The sequence below is a fragment of the Cupriavidus sp. CuC1 genome (genome assembly GCF_044627735.1).
Lineage (GTDB): Bacteria > Pseudomonadota > Gammaproteobacteria > Burkholderiales > Burkholderiaceae > Cupriavidus > Cupriavidus ulmosensis.
Window position 1 is genome coordinate 15,585 of sequence record NZ_JBIUHC010000056.1, and the last position, 18,244, is coordinate 33,828.

17 protein-coding genes and 1 pseudogene are annotated in these 18,244 nt (G+C 67.4%); 8 read left to right on the plus strand and 10 right to left on the minus strand.

Annotation, left to right across the window (positions count from 1 at the left end):
* Positions 1 to 156: 156 nt before the first annotated feature.
* Positions 157 to 1,044, minus strand: coding sequence for a LysR family transcriptional regulator (locus ACGLHR_RS23280; RefSeq protein WP_400096551.1), 888 nt, complete (start codon positions 1,042 to 1,044; stop codon positions 157 to 159).
* A gap of 117 nt (positions 1,045 to 1,161) precedes the next feature.
* Here ACGLHR_RS23280 and ACGLHR_RS23285 point away from each other — a divergent pair, with 117 nt between their 5' ends.
* The 3 genes from ACGLHR_RS23285 (at position 1,162) to ACGLHR_RS23295 (ending at position 4,021) form a co-directional block, all read left to right on the plus strand.
* A complete protein-coding gene (locus ACGLHR_RS23285) occupies positions 1,162 to 2,286 on the plus strand; it encodes a mandelate racemase/muconate lactonizing enzyme family protein (protein WP_400096552.1) in 1,125 nt (374 codons plus the stop codon).
* 59 nt (positions 2,287 to 2,345) lie between these two features.
* On the plus strand, positions 2,346 to 3,326 hold the full coding sequence (locus tag ACGLHR_RS23290) for a Bug family tripartite tricarboxylate transporter substrate binding protein (protein ID WP_400096553.1): 981 nt from the start codon (positions 2,346 to 2,348) through the stop codon (positions 3,324 to 3,326).
* A 305-nt stretch (positions 3,327 to 3,631) separates the two neighbouring features.
* On the plus strand, positions 3,632 to 4,021 hold the full coding sequence (locus tag ACGLHR_RS23295) for a cupin domain-containing protein (protein ID WP_400096586.1): 390 nt from the start codon (positions 3,632 to 3,634) through the stop codon (positions 4,019 to 4,021).
* 14 nt (positions 4,022 to 4,035) lie between these two features.
* Here ACGLHR_RS23295 and ACGLHR_RS23300 read toward each other — a convergent pair whose 3' ends face one another.
* Positions 4,036 to 4,536: a GAF domain-containing protein gene (locus ACGLHR_RS23300; protein ID WP_400096554.1), complete on the minus strand. Its 501-nt coding sequence runs from the start codon at positions 4,534 to 4,536 to the stop codon at positions 4,036 to 4,038.
* A gap of 153 nt (positions 4,537 to 4,689) precedes the next feature.
* Between ACGLHR_RS23300 and eno the strand changes: the two are divergent.
* A pseudogene (eno, locus tag ACGLHR_RS23305) lies at positions 4,690 to 4,893 on the plus strand (phosphopyruvate hydratase); the annotation flags it as partial.
* Between the two features lie 24 nt (positions 4,894 to 4,917).
* On the opposite strand, the gene msrA reads toward eno, so the two are convergent.
* The 3 genes from msrA to msrB all read right to left on the minus strand — a co-directional run bounded on the left by msrA (position 4,918) and on the right by msrB (position 8,112).
* Entirely contained in the window at positions 4,918 to 5,658 is a 741-nt protein-coding gene (gene msrA / locus ACGLHR_RS23310) for a peptide-methionine (S)-S-oxide reductase MsrA (RefSeq protein ID WP_318235228.1), read from the minus strand.
* 92 nt (positions 5,659 to 5,750) lie between these two features.
* Entirely contained in the window at positions 5,751 to 7,550 is a 1,800-nt protein-coding gene (locus ACGLHR_RS23315) for a cytochrome c biogenesis protein DipZ (protein WP_400096555.1), read from the minus strand.
* A gap of 46 nt (positions 7,551 to 7,596) precedes the next feature.
* Complete coding sequence (msrB, locus tag ACGLHR_RS23320) at positions 7,597 to 8,112, minus strand: peptide-methionine (R)-S-oxide reductase MsrB (RefSeq protein WP_400096556.1); 516 nt, start codon at positions 8,110 to 8,112, stop codon at positions 7,597 to 7,599.
* 226 nt (positions 8,113 to 8,338) lie between these two features.
* On the opposite strand from msrB, the gene ACGLHR_RS23325 reads away from it, so the two are divergent.
* Both ACGLHR_RS23325 and ACGLHR_RS23330 read left to right on the plus strand, forming a co-directional pair.
* Complete coding sequence (locus ACGLHR_RS23325; RefSeq protein WP_318235225.1) at positions 8,339 to 9,070, plus strand: response regulator transcription factor; 732 nt, start codon at positions 8,339 to 8,341, stop codon at positions 9,068 to 9,070.
* Entirely contained in the window at positions 9,067 to 10,584 is a 1,518-nt protein-coding gene (locus ACGLHR_RS23330; RefSeq protein WP_400096557.1) for an ATP-binding protein, read from the plus strand. The genes ACGLHR_RS23325 and ACGLHR_RS23330 overlap by 4 nt, the downstream gene beginning before the upstream one ends.
* Positions 10,585 to 10,595: 11 nt before the next feature.
* Here the strand turns inward: ACGLHR_RS23330 and ACGLHR_RS23335 are convergent, their stop codons facing one another.
* Entirely contained in the window at positions 10,596 to 11,495 is a 900-nt protein-coding gene (locus tag ACGLHR_RS23335) for a LysR family transcriptional regulator (protein ID WP_400096558.1), read from the minus strand.
* Between the two features lie 187 nt (positions 11,496 to 11,682).
* On the opposite strand from ACGLHR_RS23335, the gene ACGLHR_RS23340 reads away from it, so the two are divergent.
* Positions 11,683 to 12,123: a DoxX family protein gene (locus ACGLHR_RS23340; RefSeq protein ID WP_400096559.1), complete on the plus strand. Its 441-nt coding sequence runs from the start codon at positions 11,683 to 11,685 to the stop codon at positions 12,121 to 12,123.
* A 32-nt stretch (positions 12,124 to 12,155) separates the two neighbouring features.
* Here the strand turns inward: ACGLHR_RS23340 and ACGLHR_RS23345 are convergent, their stop codons facing one another.
* The 3 genes from ACGLHR_RS23345 to ACGLHR_RS23355 are packed head-to-tail and all read right to left on the minus strand — an operon-like array spanning position 12,156 to position 15,121.
* Positions 12,156 to 13,490, minus strand: coding sequence for an MFS transporter (locus ACGLHR_RS23345; RefSeq protein ID WP_400096560.1), 1,335 nt, complete (start codon positions 13,488 to 13,490; stop codon positions 12,156 to 12,158).
* Positions 13,487 to 14,584, minus strand: coding sequence for a hypothetical protein (locus ACGLHR_RS23350; protein WP_400096561.1), 1,098 nt, complete (start codon positions 14,582 to 14,584; stop codon positions 13,487 to 13,489). Before ACGLHR_RS23350 ends, ACGLHR_RS23345 begins: the two co-directional genes overlap by 4 nt.
* A gap of 33 nt (positions 14,585 to 14,617) precedes the next feature.
* On the minus strand, positions 14,618 to 15,121 hold the full coding sequence (locus ACGLHR_RS23355; protein WP_400096562.1) for an ester cyclase: 504 nt from the start codon (positions 15,119 to 15,121) through the stop codon (positions 14,618 to 14,620).
* Positions 15,122 to 15,533: 412 nt separating this feature from the next.
* On the opposite strand from ACGLHR_RS23355, the gene ACGLHR_RS23360 reads away from it, so the two are divergent.
* Positions 15,534 to 16,598: a collagen-like triple helix repeat-containing protein gene (locus ACGLHR_RS23360; protein ID WP_400096563.1), complete on the plus strand. Its 1,065-nt coding sequence runs from the start codon at positions 15,534 to 15,536 to the stop codon at positions 16,596 to 16,598.
* A 232-nt stretch (positions 16,599 to 16,830) separates the two neighbouring features.
* Here ACGLHR_RS23360 and ACGLHR_RS23365 read toward each other — a convergent pair whose 3' ends face one another.
* Positions 16,831 to 18,135, minus strand: coding sequence for a DUF2325 domain-containing protein (locus ACGLHR_RS23365; protein WP_400096564.1), 1,305 nt, complete (start codon positions 18,133 to 18,135; stop codon positions 16,831 to 16,833).
* Between the last annotated feature and the right edge of the window lie 109 nt (positions 18,136 to 18,244).

Here is an 18,244-nt window from a genome sequence, read left to right on the forward strand (position 1 = left end):
TGAATATGAAAACTGCAAAAAATGCAATTTGCGTCTTGGGCGCACCATGCGACTGCCGTCGCGCGGGGTGCTGCAAGCGGCATCCGATAACGCGCAACGCCCCTGGGCGCTCTGGCTATCGCAGGCCTCGGCGCGAAGGCAAGCGCCCGGGCAGCCCTAGGCCGCCGCGGGCGCTGGCAGGCTGGTATCCAGCAGCGCCGCCAGCGCCGCCGCCAGCGGCGAGCGCACCGACCCGCGCAGCCACACCATGCCCACCGTGCGCTGCGGGCAGGGCGCCGGCAGCGCCCAGCGCCGCACCCTGGCGTCCTGCTGCCCGCCTGGCGCCCAGTCCGGCAGCACCGATACGCCCAGGCCTTCGGCCACCAGCTTGGCAATATGCTCGATGCCGTCCAGCTCGAACTGGACCTGCGGCCGCAGGTTGTGGCGGTGCAGGTAGTCGTCGGCCTGCTTGCCAGCCACCACGTTGCGGTCGTAGCGGATAAACGGCTCGCGGGCGATGGTCTGCAGCGGGTCGGTCACCTTCATGCGCGCCGGTGTCAGCAGGATCAGGGACTCGTTGCGCAGCGGCACCCACTCGCAGGTCTTGGGCATGGCAAAGGCGGGGTGCACCAGCACCGCGGCATCCAGCTCGCCGCTGACGACCTTGGCCATCAGCGCCACCGACGTGCCCGGCTCGATAAAGATCTCGATGCCCGGGTAGCGCCGCTTCCATTCGCGCAGCGCGCTCGGCAGCAGGCCCATCAGCGCGGTCGGGGCGCAGCCCAGGCGCAGCGGGCCGGCGGGCAGCGCAGTGTCCGATGCCTCGGAGCGCAGGTTGCCGACTTCCCGCACCACCAGCCGGGCGCGTTCCAGTATCCGGCTGCCGGCGATGGTGGGGCGCACCGTGCGCCCCGAGCGCGCCAGCAGCTTGCTGCCGATGTCGGCTTCGAGCGCCTTGATCTGCTGCGCCACGGTGGTGGGCGCCAGGTCGAGGCGCCGGGCGGCTTCCGCGATGGAGCCGGCATCCACCACGACGATAAAGGTTTGCAGGAAGTTGATGTCCATAAACACGCATTTTACGTGTTCAGAAACATCATGGCGGCGCTTTTCTGGTGGATTTGGGTGAGCAACACTACGTGCACTTACCCAAGACCATTCGCCACCTACCCGAGAGAGACCTGTATGCCGATCATCCAATCCATCGAAGTTTGCGTCGCCCGCGTGCCGCTTGACCACGTGACCTCGTTCTCCAACCGCACCGTGACCGAGCGCCACTATGGCCTGGTGAAGGTGCGGTCCGCCGATGGCGTGGAAGGCATCGGCTTTTGCTACGTGGGCAGCGCGGGCGGAGAGCTGTTCCGGGTGGCGGTGGAGCAGTTGCTCGCGTCCGTGCTGATCGGCAAGGAGTCGCTCGGCGTGGAAGGGCTGTGGCAGCAGATGTACCAGGAGGCGCTCCTGCAAGGCCGCATGGGTACCGTCACGCGGGCCATCAGCGCGCTGGATATCGCGCTGTGGGACTTGAACGCCAAGGCGGTCGGCCTGCCGCTGCACAAGTACCTGGGCGCGGTCGAGCTGGATACGGTGCCCGCATATGCAAGCGGCGGCTACTACGTCGAAGGCAAGACCGCCGCGATGGTCGGCGAGGAAATGGCCAGCTATGTCGCGCTTGGCTTCAAGGCGGTCAAGATGAAGACCGGGCGCTGGGACCCCAAGGGGGAGGAATCCCGCGTGAAGGCCGCGCGCGAAGCCATCGGGCCGGACGTGGAGCTGATGCTGGACTGCAACAACGGCTGGGTCGACACGGTGCAGGCGATGCAGTACCTCAGCCGCATCGAGCAGTACCACCCGTACTTTATCGAAGAGCCGTTCGGCCCGGACGATATCGAAAGCCACGCGCGCCTGGCCAAGCTGACCTCCATCCCCGTGGCCACCGCGGAGATCGGCTACGGCCGCTGGTATCACAAGCAACTGCTCGATATGGGCGGCGCCGCCATCCTGCAAACGGACGCGGCGGTGTGCGGCGGCATCACCGAGTGGAAGCGCATCGCGGCCATCGCGGCCGGCTACGGCGTGCAGGTGTGCCCGCACTGGTTCCACGATGTGCACGCGCCGCTGGTGGCGGCCACCCCGAACGCGCGCTATGTGGAATTCTTCTGGGACGACCAGGTGCTGAACTTCCGCCGCCTGATCGATCGGCAGCTCGGGCACAAGGACGGCCGCGTGGTGCTGCACCAGACACCGGGGCTGGGCTTTGGCTTCGAAGAGAAGCAGATGGCGAAGTATGGCAAGTGGACGACCACGTCCTGAGCGGCATGCATACTCCCGCAGCACGGCACTAAGAACATAAAAATACGGAGACAACCATCATGGACCGACGCGCCTTTACCCGCGCCCTTGCCACCCTGGCTGCCGCGGGCGCTTTGCCCGCGCTTGCCGCCGATCCCGTGTTGCCCAAAGGCCCGATACGCGTCGTGGTCGGGTTTCCCCCGGGCGGCGGCACGGATGTAATCGCCCGGATCATCACCAACAAGCTTGGCGCGCTGTGGGGCGTGCCGGTCGTGGTGGATAACAAGGCCGGCGCAGCCGGCCTGATCGCCGCGGCGGAGGTGGCCAAGGCGGCCCCGGATGGCAACACGCTGATGCTGGGCCATATCAATGCGCTCGGCATCGCGCCTGGCTTGCATGCCCGTCTCAACTATTCGGCCGAGCGGGATTTCACGGCAATTGCGCTGGTCGGCAAGACGCCGCAGGTGCTGATCGCCAGCCGCGCGCAGCCGGTCAGGACGGTGCAGGCGCTGATCGACCTGGCCAGGAAGACGCCGAACCAGGTCACCTTCGGGTCGGCCGGTTCCGGCTCCGCGCAGCATCTCGCCCTGGCGCTGTTCGAGCAGCGTTCCGGCGTTTCGGTGCTGCACGTGCCCTACAAGGGCTCGGCGCCGCTGGCTACCGATCTGCTAGGTGGGCATGTGCAGTTTGCTTTCGAAGGCATGACGACCGCGACGCCGTTTATCAAGGAGGGCAAGCTGATCGCCATTGCGCAGACGGGCAACAAGCGCGTGAAGGGCTTTTCCAATGTGCCGACCGTGGCGGAATCCGGCTTCCCCGGTTTCGACGCGAGTATCTGGTTCGGCTTGGTCGGGCCAGCCGGGCTGCCACCGGCGATGGTCGCGCGCATCAATGCCGACGTGAACAAGGTGCTCGCCATGCCGGACGTGGCCGCCAAGCTGGAAGAGTTCGGCGCGGAAGACGGCGGCGGCTCGCCGGAGCGGTTCGCGGAGTTCATGCGCATCGAACAGGCCAAGTGGGCGAAGCTGATCAAGGACAAGAAGATCACGGCGGAGGGATAAGCACCCGACCTGGCCGCCGCCGGGCGCACGGCGCATCCGATCACCGATGCGGGCGGGCAGGCCTTTGCGCTGCAGTGGGACCTGGCCCAGGGCAGGCAACTCCGCTGCCTGCCTGCCCCCTGTCTGTGGATGGCCCTGTCGCAAGCAGTCCCACTGACCTAGAATCGCAATTGCGGCACGGGCGAGCGATTCCCTTAATTGGCGGGAGACTGAAAGTGACTCTTGACGGCGTAACTCCAGGCGAATCGATCCAATTGGGTCAATTGCACATCCAGTACCTGATCGATGGATCCGCTACGGGTGGGATGGGTGTATTCGAATTGACGGTGCCGCCCGGCTCGCAAGTTCCGCCACCGCATAGCCACACGCATAACGAAGAGTGCGTCTATGTGCTGGAGGGCAGGCTCCGGTACGCTGTCGATGGAGTAGCCCGAGACCTCGCGCCAGGCGAATGGATGCATACCCCGCGCGGATCGGTTCATCAATTCAGCAACCCGCACGGCGATGTGGCTCGCGCATTGATCGTTCTCACGCCGGACATCGGGGCCCAGTACTTCCGCGACGTCGCCGATGTCATCCATGCCGGCGGGCCGCCCGACCGCGCCGCGCTGGTTGCGGTCATGTCCAGCTACGGGCTCGTACCGGCGTCACCACCGGCGTCACCACCGGCGGCACCGCCAGCGGCACCGAAATAAGCGCGATCCATTGCCTAGGGCTGCGTCCAGCCCAGCTCCACAAACACCCTGCACAGCGCTTCCATGCCTGCCGCGTCTTCGCCATCGAAGCGGGCCATCACCGGGCTGTCCACGTCCCATACGCCGATGAGGGTGCCGTCGCCGGCGATCAGCGGGACGACGATCTCCGATTGGGAGGCTGAATCGCAGGCGATATGCCCGGCAAACGCATGCACGTCCCGCACGACCTGCGTCCTGCGGGTTTGCGCCGCGGTGCCGCAGACGCCCTTGCCCAGGCCAATCCGCACGCAGGCGGGCTTGCCCTGGAACGGCCCGACCACCAGCTCGGTGCCGTCGTAGAAGTAGAAGCCGGCCCAGTTGAGATCCTGCAGCGAGTGATAAACCAGCGCCGAGAAGTTGGCGGCGTTGGCGATGCGGTCGGTCTCGTCCGCCAGCAGGGCGCGAGCCTGGGCGACCAGCTCTTCATATTGCGCGGCCTTGGAGAGCGCGGAGGTGTCGCCAGATAGCTGAAACATGATGCGGATCCGGTGGGGTTGCGGGTTCGAAGCCGAAATCGAAATCCTAATCCCAAATGGAATCGTGCGCGGGTGGCATGGGCATGGATAAGCAAGCCGCGGCCCTACATCCCGGGTTCATACTCCGCCAGCTTGTCCCGCAGCCAGCCGATAATCACCTCGGCGTCCTCGGGCGAGACCGAGGACGTGAGCATCGCGGACCTGGCGGTAGCGACCCGATGCGGCCAGATCAAGACGGGGTCCATCTCCCGCTCGGATCGCACCGCGAAGTACAACCAGCTCATTCGTATCGAGCGCAGGCTGTGGGCGGATGCGCGCTACGGCGGCACCGCGATCCTCAAGGGGCGGCGGCGCTGAGCGGCGCGGCGCCGCGCCGTGCCATCACGAACCCGCCACCTTCAGCAGCACCGGGTCATTGCGGTACAGCTCCGGGAACATCTGCTTCAGGTAGCCGATCTTGGGCAGGTCGTTGATGACGATGTACGGGTGCGAAGGATGGCGGGTCAGGAAGTTCTGGTGATAGCTCTCCGCCGGGTAGAAGGCCTTGTAGTCCTCGATGCGGGTGACGATGGGGGCCTTGAACGCATTGGCCTTGCCCAGCTGCGCGATATACGCCTGCGCCACGCTGCGCTGCTCGGCGTTAAGCGGGAACACCGCCGAGCGATATTGCGTGCCGTGGTCCGGGCCCTGGAAGTTGAGCTGGGTGGGGTTGTGCGCGACCGAGAAGAAGACCTGCAGCAGGCGGCCGTAGCTGACCTGCGCCGGGTCGAACGTGACCTCCACCGATTCGGCATGGCCAGTGCCGCCGCCGCTGACGGTCTCGTACTGGGCGGTGCTGGCAGCGCCACCGGCATAGCCGGATGTGACCTGCTTCACGCCGCGCACGTGCTGGAACACGCCTTGCACGCCCCAGAAGCAGCCACCGGCGAACACGGCCGTTTCCGTCGGCGCCGTGCCGGCTTTTTCATCCAGCGCGGGCGGCGGGATCTTGACGGCGTCTTCGGCCGAGTTGGCCACGCGCTGCCATGCCAGCAGGCCCGCCGCCAGCATAACGAGGCCTGCTACTTTTGCGGCGGACGAACGCGTCCACCAGGAGAAACCGGTTGAAGAGTGCGTGGTCATGATTGCCTATCCTTGAACGTTGCCTGCCGTGTCGTGATCAGTGAGTTCGATGCTGTTTCTTGCGTGCTTTTGCCGAGCGTCTTCCGTGCGCGTCAGCCGAAGGTAAAGGCGTAAGCCTCCACGCCGGGGTCCAGGAATTCGATGGCGAACGTGTGCTCGGCCACTTTGCCCGTCTGCCGCACCAACTGGTATAGCCGCTGCTCGGTGACCGTGCCGCTGCCATCCGCTGCCACATCCGTGCCGCGCGCGTCGCCCGGCGCGGCGCCGTCGATGCTCACGCGGAACCGCACCGGCTTGCCGTCCTTGCCCGGCCCCAGCACCAGGTGCAGGTCGCGGGCGTGAAAGCGGTAGACGATGCGCCCGGAGGCGCCGGCCAGCGCGGCGTGTTCGGCACCGACCCGCCAGGTGCCGGCCAGGCCCCAGTCGTTGAGCGCGGGATTGACGGGCGCGGTGTAAGTGTGCGCCCTGTCTTGCGCTTCGCCGCCGGGCGAGGCGAAGTTCTGCGCACGCTCGTAGCCGAGGTAGGTTTCGCCGGACTGTATCTCTGCCTTGTCGGCGGCCATCTGCACGCCTTGCGCATCGGCATTGCCGATGCCCATGGCCACCTTTGCGGCATCGGCGTGGCCCGCTTCCGCCAGCAGCTGCTGGATCACCTGCTCGGACCTGGCATACTCGCCCTCGCCAAAATGATGAAAGCGGATCTGCCCCTGCGCGTCGATGAAGTAGTGCGCCGGCCAGTACTGGTTGTTAAAGGCGCGCCAGATCGCGTAGTTGTTGTCGACGGCCACCGGGTAGTCGATGCCGAGGTCGCGCGTGGCCTTCTTCACGTTGTCCAGGTTGCGCTCGAAGGCAAACTCCGGCGCGTGCACGCCGATCACCACCAGCCCCTGGTCGCGGTACTTCTGCGCCCAGGCCTTCACGTAGGGCAGGGTGCGCAGGCAGTTGATGCACGAGTACGTCCAGAAATCGACCAGCACCACCTTGCCGCGCAGCGCTTCGGCCGTGAGCGGCGGCGAGTTCAGCCACTCCACGGCGCCGCCCAGCCCGGGTAACTGGCCCTCCACGGGCAGGGCCGCGGCGGCGCTCTGGCCGGTCTTGAGGCTCGTTGCGCGCATCATCGCGCCGGACGATGCCGTCACGGCAGGGCCGTTGCCGGCTTCAGCCTGCTTCGCCGACAGCTTGTCGACCAGCTGCTGCTCGATGCCGCCCGTGGCCACGGTCGAGACGCGGGCCAGCACGCCGGTGTCCAGCCCCAGCCCGATGGCAACCACGCCGAGCAGCATGGCCGCGCCGATGCCGCGCCGGACCCATTCCCCCGCGCCCAGTGAGCGCTTCATCGCGGTAAAGACGCGGCCGCCGATCAGCAAGGCCACCGCCAGCGACGTGGCCGCGCCGGCCGCGTAAGCGACCAGCAGCAGCGTGGTGCCGACGCTGGCGCCGCGCAGCGCCGCCCCCGTCAGCACGAGGCCGAGGATGGGGCCGGCGCATGGCGCCCACAACAGGCCGGTGGCAATGCCGAGCAGGAACGACGAGCCTGGCCGCACCTGATCGCCATCGGCCTGCGCAAACGCGGAGAGCCGGCTGCCCGCGCTGACCAGCGGGTGCATCAACCGCTCTGCGAAGCGCGGTAGCAGCAGCGTCAGGCCAAAAACGGCCAGCAAGGCAATGGCCAGCCAGCGTCCATATTGGTTGGCCTGGGTTACCCAGCCGCCGCCAACCGCCGCCAGCGTTGCCACCGCCGCGAACGTCAGCGCCATGCCGGCCAGCAGCGGCAGGCCGCTGCGCACAAAGGGCTGGTCGGCCCGTGAAAACACGAAGGGCAGCACGGGCAGGATGCACGGGCTGAGGATGGTGAGCGCGCCGCCAAGATAGGCGAGGATAAGGAGGAACATGGAATCTTCTGTATGGTTGTGGTCGGCGTTGGAGGCCCGCGCGGGCTCAGGCGGCTTGCGGCTTGAACGTCATCGCCACGCCGTTCATGCAGTAGCGCAGCCCGGTCGGCTTGGGGCCGTCGTTGAATACATGGCCCAGGTGGCCGCCGCAGCGCCGGCAGTGCACTTCCGTGCGCGATATGCCGAATGAGCGGTCCTCGTGCGTGTGCACGGCGTTCTCCAGCGGCGCCCAGAAGCTGGGCCAGCCGGTGCGGCTGTCGAACTTGGTGCGCGATGAGAAGAGGTCGAGCTGGCATCCGGCACAGGCGAACAGGCCGGCGCGATGCTCGTCGTTCAGCGGACTGCTGTAAGGCCGCTCCGTGCCTTCCTGGCGCAGCACGTTGTACTGGGCCGAGGTCAGCATCTGGCGCCACTGCGCGTCGGAGCGCACCACCTCGAAGGTTTCGGCGGGTTTGCCCGCGTTAGCCGGACCCGCGGCCAGCGCGCGCCAGCCGCTACTGACGGCCGCAATGGCCGCCAAGGCGGCACTGCCCGATACCAAAAAGCGCCTTCTGCTTCCCATGATGTGCTCCTTGCCTCAATGTATCGATCGCAGCGACCGACTTGCCATCGATCGCTGCCATGGATCGTTGGCCGCATCGTATGGCTGGCACCATCCCGGAGTCCTCACCAAAGGTTAAATTAAATGTGATAACTCGCCGCCTCAAAATTTTGCACAATAGCCAGGCCGGCGCCTTTCCTGTGCATCCCCTGTCACGCGCGAGCCGGCTCGCGCCCCTAGGCTGAACATGGATCACCCAAAGCGCATCCTGATCGTCGAAGACGACGTCGACATCGCCAACGTACTGAGCCTGCACCTGCGCGACGAACGCTATGAAGTCGTGCACAGCGCCGACGGCAACGAAGGCCTGCGCCTGCTGGCGCAGGGCAACTGGGACGCGCTGATCCTCGACCTGATGCTGCCCGGCGTGGACGGGCTGGAGATCTGCCGGCGCGCCCGCGCCATGACGCGCTACACGCCGATCATCATCACCAGCGCGCGCTCCAGCGAAGTCCACCGCATCCTCGGCCTCGAGCTAGGCGCCGACGACTACCTTGCCAAGCCGTTCTCGGTGCTCGAACTGGTGGCCCGCGTGAAGGCGCTGCTGCGGCGCGTGGATGCAATGGCCAAGGACTTGCGGATCGACGCGGGCAGCCTGGAGCTCGGCGGCCTGTCGATCGATCCGCTCACGCGCGAGGCCAGCGTGGACGGCCGGCGCATCGAGCTCACCCCGCGCGAGTTCGACCTGCTGTATTTCTTCGCCCGGCATCCGGGCAAGGTGTTCTCGCGCATGGACCTGCTCAACGCCGTCTGGGGCTACCAGCACGAGGGCTACGAACATACCGTCAACACCCATATCAACCGGCTGCGCACCAAGATCGAGGCCGACCCGGCGCAGCCCAGCCGCATCCTGACCGTGTGGGGCCATGGGTACAAACTCGCGTCGGGCCCGGCGGGAACGCAAGGAGGCACGCCGTGAGCCTTGATCTCGGACTGAACCTGGGCCGGCGCCTGACCCTGACGCAGCGGCTGTCGCTCGTCTTCTCCGTGCTGCTGCTGGCCTGCTGCGGCGCCTCCGCGTGGCTGCAGGTGCGCTCCAACGACATGCGCGAGAAAGAGGTCATCCAGGACCTGTCGCGCGGGCTGGCCAGCCACATCGCGCGCAACGCGTCGCTGATGGACGCCAATGGGCTGAAGCCGGACGCGCTGCGCCGCCTGTTTGGCCAGCTGATGGTGGTGAACCCGAGCGTGGAGGTGTACCTGCTGGACAGCCAGGGCCGGATCCAGGGGCACGACGCGCCGGCCGGGCACCTGCAGCGCCAGCAGGTGGACCTGAAGCCGGTGCAGCGCCTGCTGGCCGGCGAGCCCCTGCCCATCCTCGGCGACGATCCGCGCAGCGCGGGCGGGCGCAAGGTGTTCAGCGCCGCGCCGTTGCGCGCGGGCGGCGCCGAGCCCTCGGGCTATATCTACGTGGTGCTGCTGGGCGAGGCGCATGATGAACTGGCGGCGCGCGCCTCCGCCAACTCGGTGCTGCGCACCACGCTGTGGTCAATGGGGCTGGTGGCGCTGCTGGGCTTGCTCGCGGGCCTGATGGCGTTCGGGCTCATCACCCGGCCGCTGCGCCGCCTGACCGAGGCGATGCGGCGCTTTGACGCCGACGGCGCGCCGCAGACGCAGCCGCGCGTGCCGCGCTCGCCATCCGGTAACGCGCGCGATGAAATCGTCGCGCTGGAAGCGGCTTTCGCGCAAATGGCGGACCGCATCGCCGAGCAATGGCGCGCGCTGACCAAACAGGACCAGGAGCGGCGCGAGCTGGTCGCCAACATCTCCCATGACCTGCGCACGCCGCTGACTTCGCTGCACGGCTACCTGGAAACGCTGTCGCTCAAGGCCGACACGCTCAGCGAGGCCGAGCGCCAGCGCTACCTGGCCATCGCGCTGGCGCAAAGCGTCAAGGTGGGGCGGCTGGCGCAATCGCTCTTCGAGCTGGCGCGGCTGGAGCACGGCATCGTCCAGCCGGCGCTGGAGGATTTTTCCCTGGTGGACCTGGTGCAGGACGTGTTCCAGAAGTTCGAGCTGCCGGCCGAGGCGCGCCATGTGCGGCTGCGCGCCGGCATTCCGCAGCGCCTGCCCGCTGTCACGGCCGATCTCGGCATGATCGAGCGCGTGCTGACCAACCTGCTGGACAACGCGATCCGCCATACGCCGGCCGAAGGCGCCATCGATGTCGATCTCGCCCTGCGCGACGGCAAGGTGGCGGTCACCGTCAGCGATACCGGCCCGGGCATTCCGGCGGAGCTGCGCGAGAGCCTGTTCCAGCGGCCATTCAGCGCCGCTGGCGCGCATCGCGGCGGCGGGCTGGGCCTGCTGATCGTGCAGCGCATGCTGCAGCTGCATCACAGCCAGATCCGGCTGGTGGAGCGCGCCGGCAGCGGCACGGTGTTCAGCTTCGAGCTGCCGGTGTCCGGCGTCGCTGCCGGCAATGCCCGCTAGCCGCGGGAAGATCAGTCCGCGGCCTGGCCGGAGAAGCGCTCGATCAGCCACGAGGCGGCCGGGCCGGGCGGCGTGTCGGTCCGGTAGATCGCATCGAAGGAGTAGAGGTTGCTGTGACAGTCGGGCAGGTCGAGCAGCACCAAGCGGCCCGAGTCGAGATCCTCCTGCACCATGGGCACCGGCATATTGCCCCAGCCGATGCCTTCGCGCAGCAGCATGTGCTTGGCGCCAAGATCGGCCAGCCGCCAGGTGTGCGCGCTGATCACCGCGAAATCAATGCCGCGCGTCAGCGCCGAGCGGTCAGACAGCACCAGTTGCACATGATGCCGCCCGGCACCCGGCGGATTTGGCTTGCCACGGGCCAGCGGATGGCCCGGCGCCGCCACAGGCCGCAGCATCACGTCGCCGATCCGGATGCGCTCGATCCCCGCCACGCCCGCGCTGATCGGCCCGCTGACGCCAATGGTGGCCGCGTGGTCCAGCACCAGTTGCGTCACCGCGCCAAGCGCCTCCATGTGCAGGTGCAGCGCTACCGTAGGAAATGCCTCGCGGAAGCCCTTCAAGGCGTCCACCACCCGCGCAGCCGGCAACATCACATCCAGCACCAGATGCACCTCGGCCTCCAGGCCTTGCAGCAGGCCCTTGACCTTCGCGCGCAGCCCGTCGATGCCCATGGTGACCGTGCGCGCCTCGGCCAGCACGGTGCGGCCCGCCTCGGTCAGTTGCGGCTTCCTGGTGGTCTTGCGGTCGAACAGCGCCACGCCGAGCTGGTTCTCCAGGTTGGCGATCGTATAGCTGATGACCGAGGTTGCCCGGCTGAGCTTGCGGGCCGCGCCGGCAAAGCTGCCGACATCCACCACGGTCAGGAACACCTTGAGTTGATCCAGTGTGGGCGTACCGGGATTTGGCATCTTATCGATTTTATCGAACGTATCGATCCATATTATCCCAGTTTCGCGCACGTAAAAAGCCGCCTACATTGATCTCCATCGGTTGCAGCACCTGAATCCGAGCCTGAACCCGAGCCTGAACCCGAACCCTGATCCCTGACTAAACCGGCCTGCCATGACCGCTGGCCGCATCGAATGGAGAACCACCATGTCCCAAGCCGCTCAACTTAACGCCCAGGTCCGTCCCCTGTCCGATTCCCCCGCCGCAGCCGGCGTGGCCTTGCTAGGCCGTGTGCTGGTGAGCGCCATCTTCCTGCTCTCCGGCGCGTCCAAGCTGGCCGCGCCCGCCGCCATGATCGGCTACATCCAGTCGGTAGGCCTGCCGCTGCCGCAGGTGGCGTTGGCCATTGCCATCGTCGTGGAAGTGGCGGGCGGCCTCGCGCTGGTCCTGGGATACCGTACTCGCCTGGTGGCGGCCGTGCTCGCCGTCTTCAGCGTGGCGACCGCGCTGGCTTTCCACGCTAACCTGGCGGACCAGAACCAGTTCATCCACTTCTTCAAGAACATCGCCATGGCCGGCGGCCTGCTGCAGATCGCCGTCTACGGTGCAGGCCGCTTCAGCCTGGATGCGCGCCGCCGTAGCGCCTGAAGCACCCGACGCGGCCGAAGCGCCTGACGTACCTAGCGTGCCCCGTGCGCAGCCATGCGCATGGGAAACGCCATCACGAAAAGCAGCGCGGCCAGCACTAGCGCCGCGCTGAGGATGTACAAGCTATAGGTGAAGCCGCCGGTGGCCGCCTTGATGGCGCCCACCATGACCGGCGCCACCACGCCCGCGCTGCTGCCGATCGTGCTGATCATGGCGATGCCGGCAGCCGCGCCGCGGTCCGCCAGGATGCTGCCGGGCACGGACCAGAGAATCGTGAAGGCGCTGGAGATGCCCGCCGCCGACACCGCCAGGCACAGCACCGCGGCCAGCGGGTTGTGCATGAACAGCGTGGTGAGCGACAAGCCCAGCGCGCCAACCAGCGCCGCCCCCGCAAAATGCCAGCGCCGCTCTCCCGTGCGGTCCGAGTGGCGCCCCACGACGATGGACGCCGCGATGCCGGTAACCGCCGGCACCACCGCATAGAAGCCCACCTGCAATACGCTCAGTCCCATCATCTTCAACAGCGTGGGCTGCCAGAACGACAAGGCATAGATGCCCAGGATGGCAAGGAACGAGATCAGGCCGAGCATCCACACGCGCCGGTCGCGCATCGCGGCGCCGAAGCCATGGGTCGCGCGCATGCCGTTGGCGGCCTGGTCCTCTTCCAGCAGCCGGGCGACGCGCTGCCGCTCAGGGGCGCTGAGCCACCGTGCCTGCGCCGGGCCGTCCGACAAGATGAAGAAGGCCAGGATGCCCAGCAGCGCGCTCGGGATCCCCTCCAGCAGGAACAGCCATTGCCATCCCTGCAAGGACCACGCGCCATTGAGGAACGTCATCACCAGGCCCGCCAGCGGCCCGGCCACGATCGGCGCGGCGCCGTAGGCCATGAAGAACAGCGCTGTCACCTGTGCCCTGCGGCGCGACGGGTACCAGAGCGTGAAGTAGAACAGCACCCCCGGCGCAAAGCCGGCCTCCAGCACCCCGATCAGGAACCGCAGCGCATAGAACTGCGCAGGCGTGCTCACAAAGATCATGGCCGCGCACGCCAGCCCCCACAGGCCCATGATGCGCAGCAGCGTGGCCCGCACGCCGATCTTCGCGAGCATCAGGTTGCTGGGCACCTCGAACAGCGCATAGCCGAGAAAGAAGATGCTCGCGCCCAGGCCGAAGACGGCATCGCCAAAGCCAAGGTCCTCCCGCATCTGCAACTGCGCATAGCCAACGTTGGTGCGGTCCAGGTAGTTGAAGACATAGCAGACGCACAGCAGCGGCAGCAGCCGCCAGGTGATCTTGCGGTAGAGGTCAGCGTCGCTTGCGAGATCGGCGGCAGCCGCGCCGGCGGGCTTGGCGAGGGTGGCGGTGTTCATTGCGCGGGCCCCCATTCTGGCTGGGTGCTGGCCAATTGGCCGAACGCGGTCTCGCCCCACAGGTGGCTTGACGGCGCGCCGGGAAAGAGCCAGTACGGCGTGCACTCGGACGACGGCACAACGTTGCTGAACGGATGCGCCTGCGACGCGCCCGCGATGGTTTTCTCCAGCACCATGGACAGGTACTGGTCGTTGCTGCCCTCCTGCGTATTGCCGTTCAGGACCACTTCCGCCCCGGTGGCGCGCGCAAAGCGCCGGATGCCGTTGTGGCGCGAATGCTCGGGCGACCAGCTATCCGCGGATACGCCGTTCTCGCTGCTCACGCGGATGCCGTCCGGCGTGCGATAGACCAGCGAGTGATTGCCTTCGGTGTGTCCCGGCGTGTGTACCAGCGCCAGGCCCTGGCCCAGGTGCACGCTGCCGTCGAAGGCGACGATGCGCTCCTGCGGCACGTCAGCGAGGCCATTGGGGCAGTACCAGTCGGCCTGCACCGGCAGCAGGCCGTGCACGCTGGCCAGTTCCTGCCGGTGGACCAGAAGCTTCGCATTGGGCAGCAACCCGCGGCTCGCGCCGCAGCCGAGCCAGCGGCGCACGTCCTGCGTGTGCAGGTGATCGTAGGTGATGTAGTCGATCTGCTCCGGCGCCACGCCGCAGCGCGCCAGCGCTTGCAGCACGGTGCCGTAGACGGGCGCGATGGTGCTGTGCAGGAACTGCGGCGTCTGCGTGCTCATGCGCTTGAAGTAGGGCGTCTCGGCGCCGGCCTCGAAGTCCGCTGGCGTGAAGAGCAGCGTGCGCAGGCATCCAGCGAAGTCCTCGTACTGGATCAGCACCATGCGCGACAGCAGGTGGATCAGGTGGGGCTTGAGCATCTGCTGCGAGTACACGCCGTTGAAGGCGTACCAGGCCGGGTACGGAACCCGCAGCAGGTTGAAACTGCGCGCGAACCGTACCGGCGGCGCTTCCAGGAACTGTTCGCGGAAGCGTTCGCCAACGCGCCGCAGCGCGCGCAGGCGGTCTTGCGGCGCGCTGGCGCTGCGGGCGCCGTCAAAGTCGGAGATCGGCAACAGGCCGGTCGGATCGGGTTCGCGTTTCATGCTTTGTCTCCTGTGGTCTTTCTTCTTTTTTATCTATGCGGCTTCGGCCTGGCGCGCTTCGGGCTGGCCCAGCAGGCCGCCGATCAGTTGGGGCAGCATGTCCGGCGGCGTGCCGGCCAGCAACTGGCGCAGCATCGTCAGCGTGTCGAAATACACGCGCTCGCAGACCAGGCGCTCCCCCTCGAAGATGAACAGCGCGATCATGCGGCAGCGAAACGCATTGCCCGTCGGCGGCAAGCCGCGCAACGGGCCGCGGTGCGTGCCCAGCAGCCAGAACTCGACGATCACGGCATCCTCCGTGTGGCGCAGCTGGATGATCTCGTGGCGCTGGTCGGGGAAGGCCAGGCGGCTGTCGATGTAGTACTGGCGCACGGTGTCGATGCCGTCATGCACTTCGCCGCTGGGGATCAGCTCGTAGTGCGGGTGCGGGAAGGTGGCGAGCACGGCGTCGAAATCCTGGCGGGTCTCGTCGGCGAAGTGGTCAAGCACCAGGCGCTCGCGGCGCGCCTTGAGATCGGGGGAGAGGGTTGCGGTCATGCTGAAAGCTCCGTGGCGGGCAATCTGCGGAACACTGCGGCCGATGCCGCAATCCGTTGCCTGGAACGATTATCTGCAGCGCACCGGCGCAAGACTGTCGCCGCTTGGCAGTTGCCGATCCGGATAAACCCCGGGTCTGGCGTGCGTGTGAGGCATCGATTTTTCCGCCTGGTGGGCGGCGCTGCCGGTGGGAGCGTTACGTAACGCGTAACGGAACAGGCTGGCGAACGGCGCGATTCAAACGCGCGGTCTTGCGCTTGTGGATTCCCCGCAAAGCCATTGCGCACGCGGGTTTCCGGGCTACGCATGTGGTCACGCAGTGCACGGGGAAAAGCGCGTTTAACGTCGGGCATAAGTATTGCGTCTTCGCCACGACTTGACGATTAAACGCAATAACCAGAGAGGTCTGACCGTGCGGAATCAGCAATATTTCCTTGGTATCACATTGGGTGCGTTGGTGCTGCTTGGCGGCTGTGCCAACGGATCCGACGGCGCGATTGGCAAGTCAGGCGCCATAGGGCCGACGGGCGATTCGGGAGGCGCGGGCAACACCGGTGCCACGGGCGCGGCAGGTAGCGCGGGCGCCAAGGGCGACGCGGGGGCTACGAGCGCCACGGGGACGAACGGCGCGGGTGGCGCTACGGGCGCCACCGGTCCCGTGGGCGGTACGGGACCCACCGGCGCAACCGGTGCCACCGGCGGCACGGGACTCACCGGCGCGACCGGTCCCTCGGCGCTCAATCAACTCGGCACGGCCATCAGCGGCGTGGGCGGCGCAGTCGGCGCCGTGGGCACCGGCCCGCTGGCCGCCGTCACCACGCCCGTGGGATCCATCGTCAGCCAGGTTGGCCAGGTCGCGGGTGGCGCGGGGCCGCAACTCATCACCGATCCGGTGACCCAGGTCACGGGCACCCTCGGCCAGGCGATCGTTCCGCTGACCTCCACGCTGACCGGCGCCACGCAGTCCCTCGGCGCAGCTACCGGCCTGGGTTCCGTCGTCGATAATTTGCTGCGCACTGTTGGCGGCACGGTGAGCACCGTCGGCACTACCGTCACGCAGACCAATGCGCCGGTGGTGCCCAGCCTGGGTGGCATCGTGGCGTCCACCGGCAACACGGTTTCCGCGCTGGGCGGGCTGGCCAACGCTCCCGCGGGCGGCACTGGCAACAACCCGCTGGCGCCGGTCACGAACCTGCTTGGCGGACTGCCCGGTGGCCTCGCACCAGGCAATGCGCCGACGTCGGGCCTGCTCGCACCGGTCACCAGCCTTCTCAACAACACCCTCGGCACGGTGACGCACGCCACGGGCAGCGGCGGCGGCGCGCTGCCTGGCGCCCTGCCTGGCTCGCTGACCAATGCACTGGCGCCGGTCACCAACGTGGTGGCAGGGGTGACCGGCACGGCGGGCTCCGGCAACGCGGGCACGGGTGGCGTGCTCGGCGGACTGCTTGGCGGGCTGGGCGGCACCAAGCCCTGATACGCCAGCGTCATGCAAAAAGCCGGCGCCATGGCACCGGCTGAGACTGCTGACAAAGCCGGATCTGCGTTGTCGTGCTCCCCTCTCCCGCGTGCGGGAGAGGGGCTGGGGGAGAGGGCGGGCGCTCGCATAGCGTGAGGACGTCCACTGCGTAGGGACTCCCACCCTCTCCCCCAGCCCCCGCTCGGCACTGCCTCCAGCTATCGCTCGCGACGGTGCACGGCGGACGTGGCTAGCCGCCAGCGGCTACAGCGACAGCCCCTGCTTCTTCCCGCGCCGACACGCTGACGCGCGTCGTCAGTTCGACAAAGCTGGCCACGCTCGCGGTGCGCAACGGATAGTAGGCCACCTGGTGGCGCTCACAGACGCGCTTGAGCATGCTCATGGAGTCATGGTCGATGCAGTCGACGGGAAACACCACCATGTCCGCGCGGGCCACGGTTGCCGCCAGCAGGCCCTTCCTGTCCTCGATGCCGCCATCGTGCAGCACGAGCTGGCCGCCGGTGGACTCCACCAGCGATTTGAGCGTGTGGTTGGAGCCGGGGCGTCCGCAGACATAGACAATGCGCTTTCCCCGTAGCTGGCGCAGCCCTGCGTGGCGCTCCTCTCCCGGTGCCGCGGCGGGAAGCATGGCGCGTTCCATGGCTTCCGATTCGGCACGGCTGAATTGCAGCTGGGCGAGTGCGTCGTCGAGCTGCGCGCGTACGGCCTGCAGCTGTTCGTGCTCGCGCATGGCGCGCTGTTCCGCGGCTTGGCGGCGGCTTGCCTGCAGGGCGAGGTTTTCATCACGGGCTGCCAAGGCTTCTCGCAGCGCTTGTAATTCCAGCTCCGTATCGCGCGGCCCCGTTTGCCGGTCCGCGCGCGTGCTCAGCTGGATGAGTTGGTGGGTCATCTGGCCGATCGTCGTCTCGTGCCGTGTGCTCATTTCCTGCAAGCGTTCCTGCTGGCGCTCGAGCTTGTCCCGCAGCGTGGCGTTGTCTTCTTCCAGCGCGACCAGCCGGCGGATGTCCGCGCGGTTGGCCGCCCCTACCAGGTGCGACAGCATGTGCACCTCGCCAAACGCCGCCTGGCGTACCGCGGTGCTGGCGTCCGGGTGCGTCATCACGGCCCAGTAGGCCGGCGGGATGTCACCGCTGCTGACGGCTTCGTCCCAGAGCTTGCGCACGGCATCCGCATCCTTGGCCGCGCCAAAGCGCCGCAACGCATGTGCGTAGCGCTCATCCAATGCCTTCTGGAACGCCTTGCAACCTTCGCCGCCGGCGCTGGAGAGCTTGACCGCTTCGTGGTGGATTTCGAGGTCGGTGGCGCGCTGCCGGTCCAGCGTGGTGAAGCGCGGCACCAGCTTGCGCAGCTCGCTGGTGGTCATGCAGGTGCCGATCACCGAGCAGTGCAGGTGCGAATCCAGCTCCGCAAGGCGCGTGCGCCGCCGGCCGCCAAGGCTCTGCGGCTCGGCGGGCGGGCAGCACGGTGGCTGCTTGTGGCCAAGCGCCGCCTCAATGCCATTGGGGCGGGCAAGGCGAAACGGCGGCGTATGCATGCGTACCTTCCGTGGAATCCTCGTTCAGTCAGCGAAATATATCATTGAATATAACGGGTGTGGAGCGGCAACATAGCGCCTTGCGCGCTCATCGGACATGGATGCCATC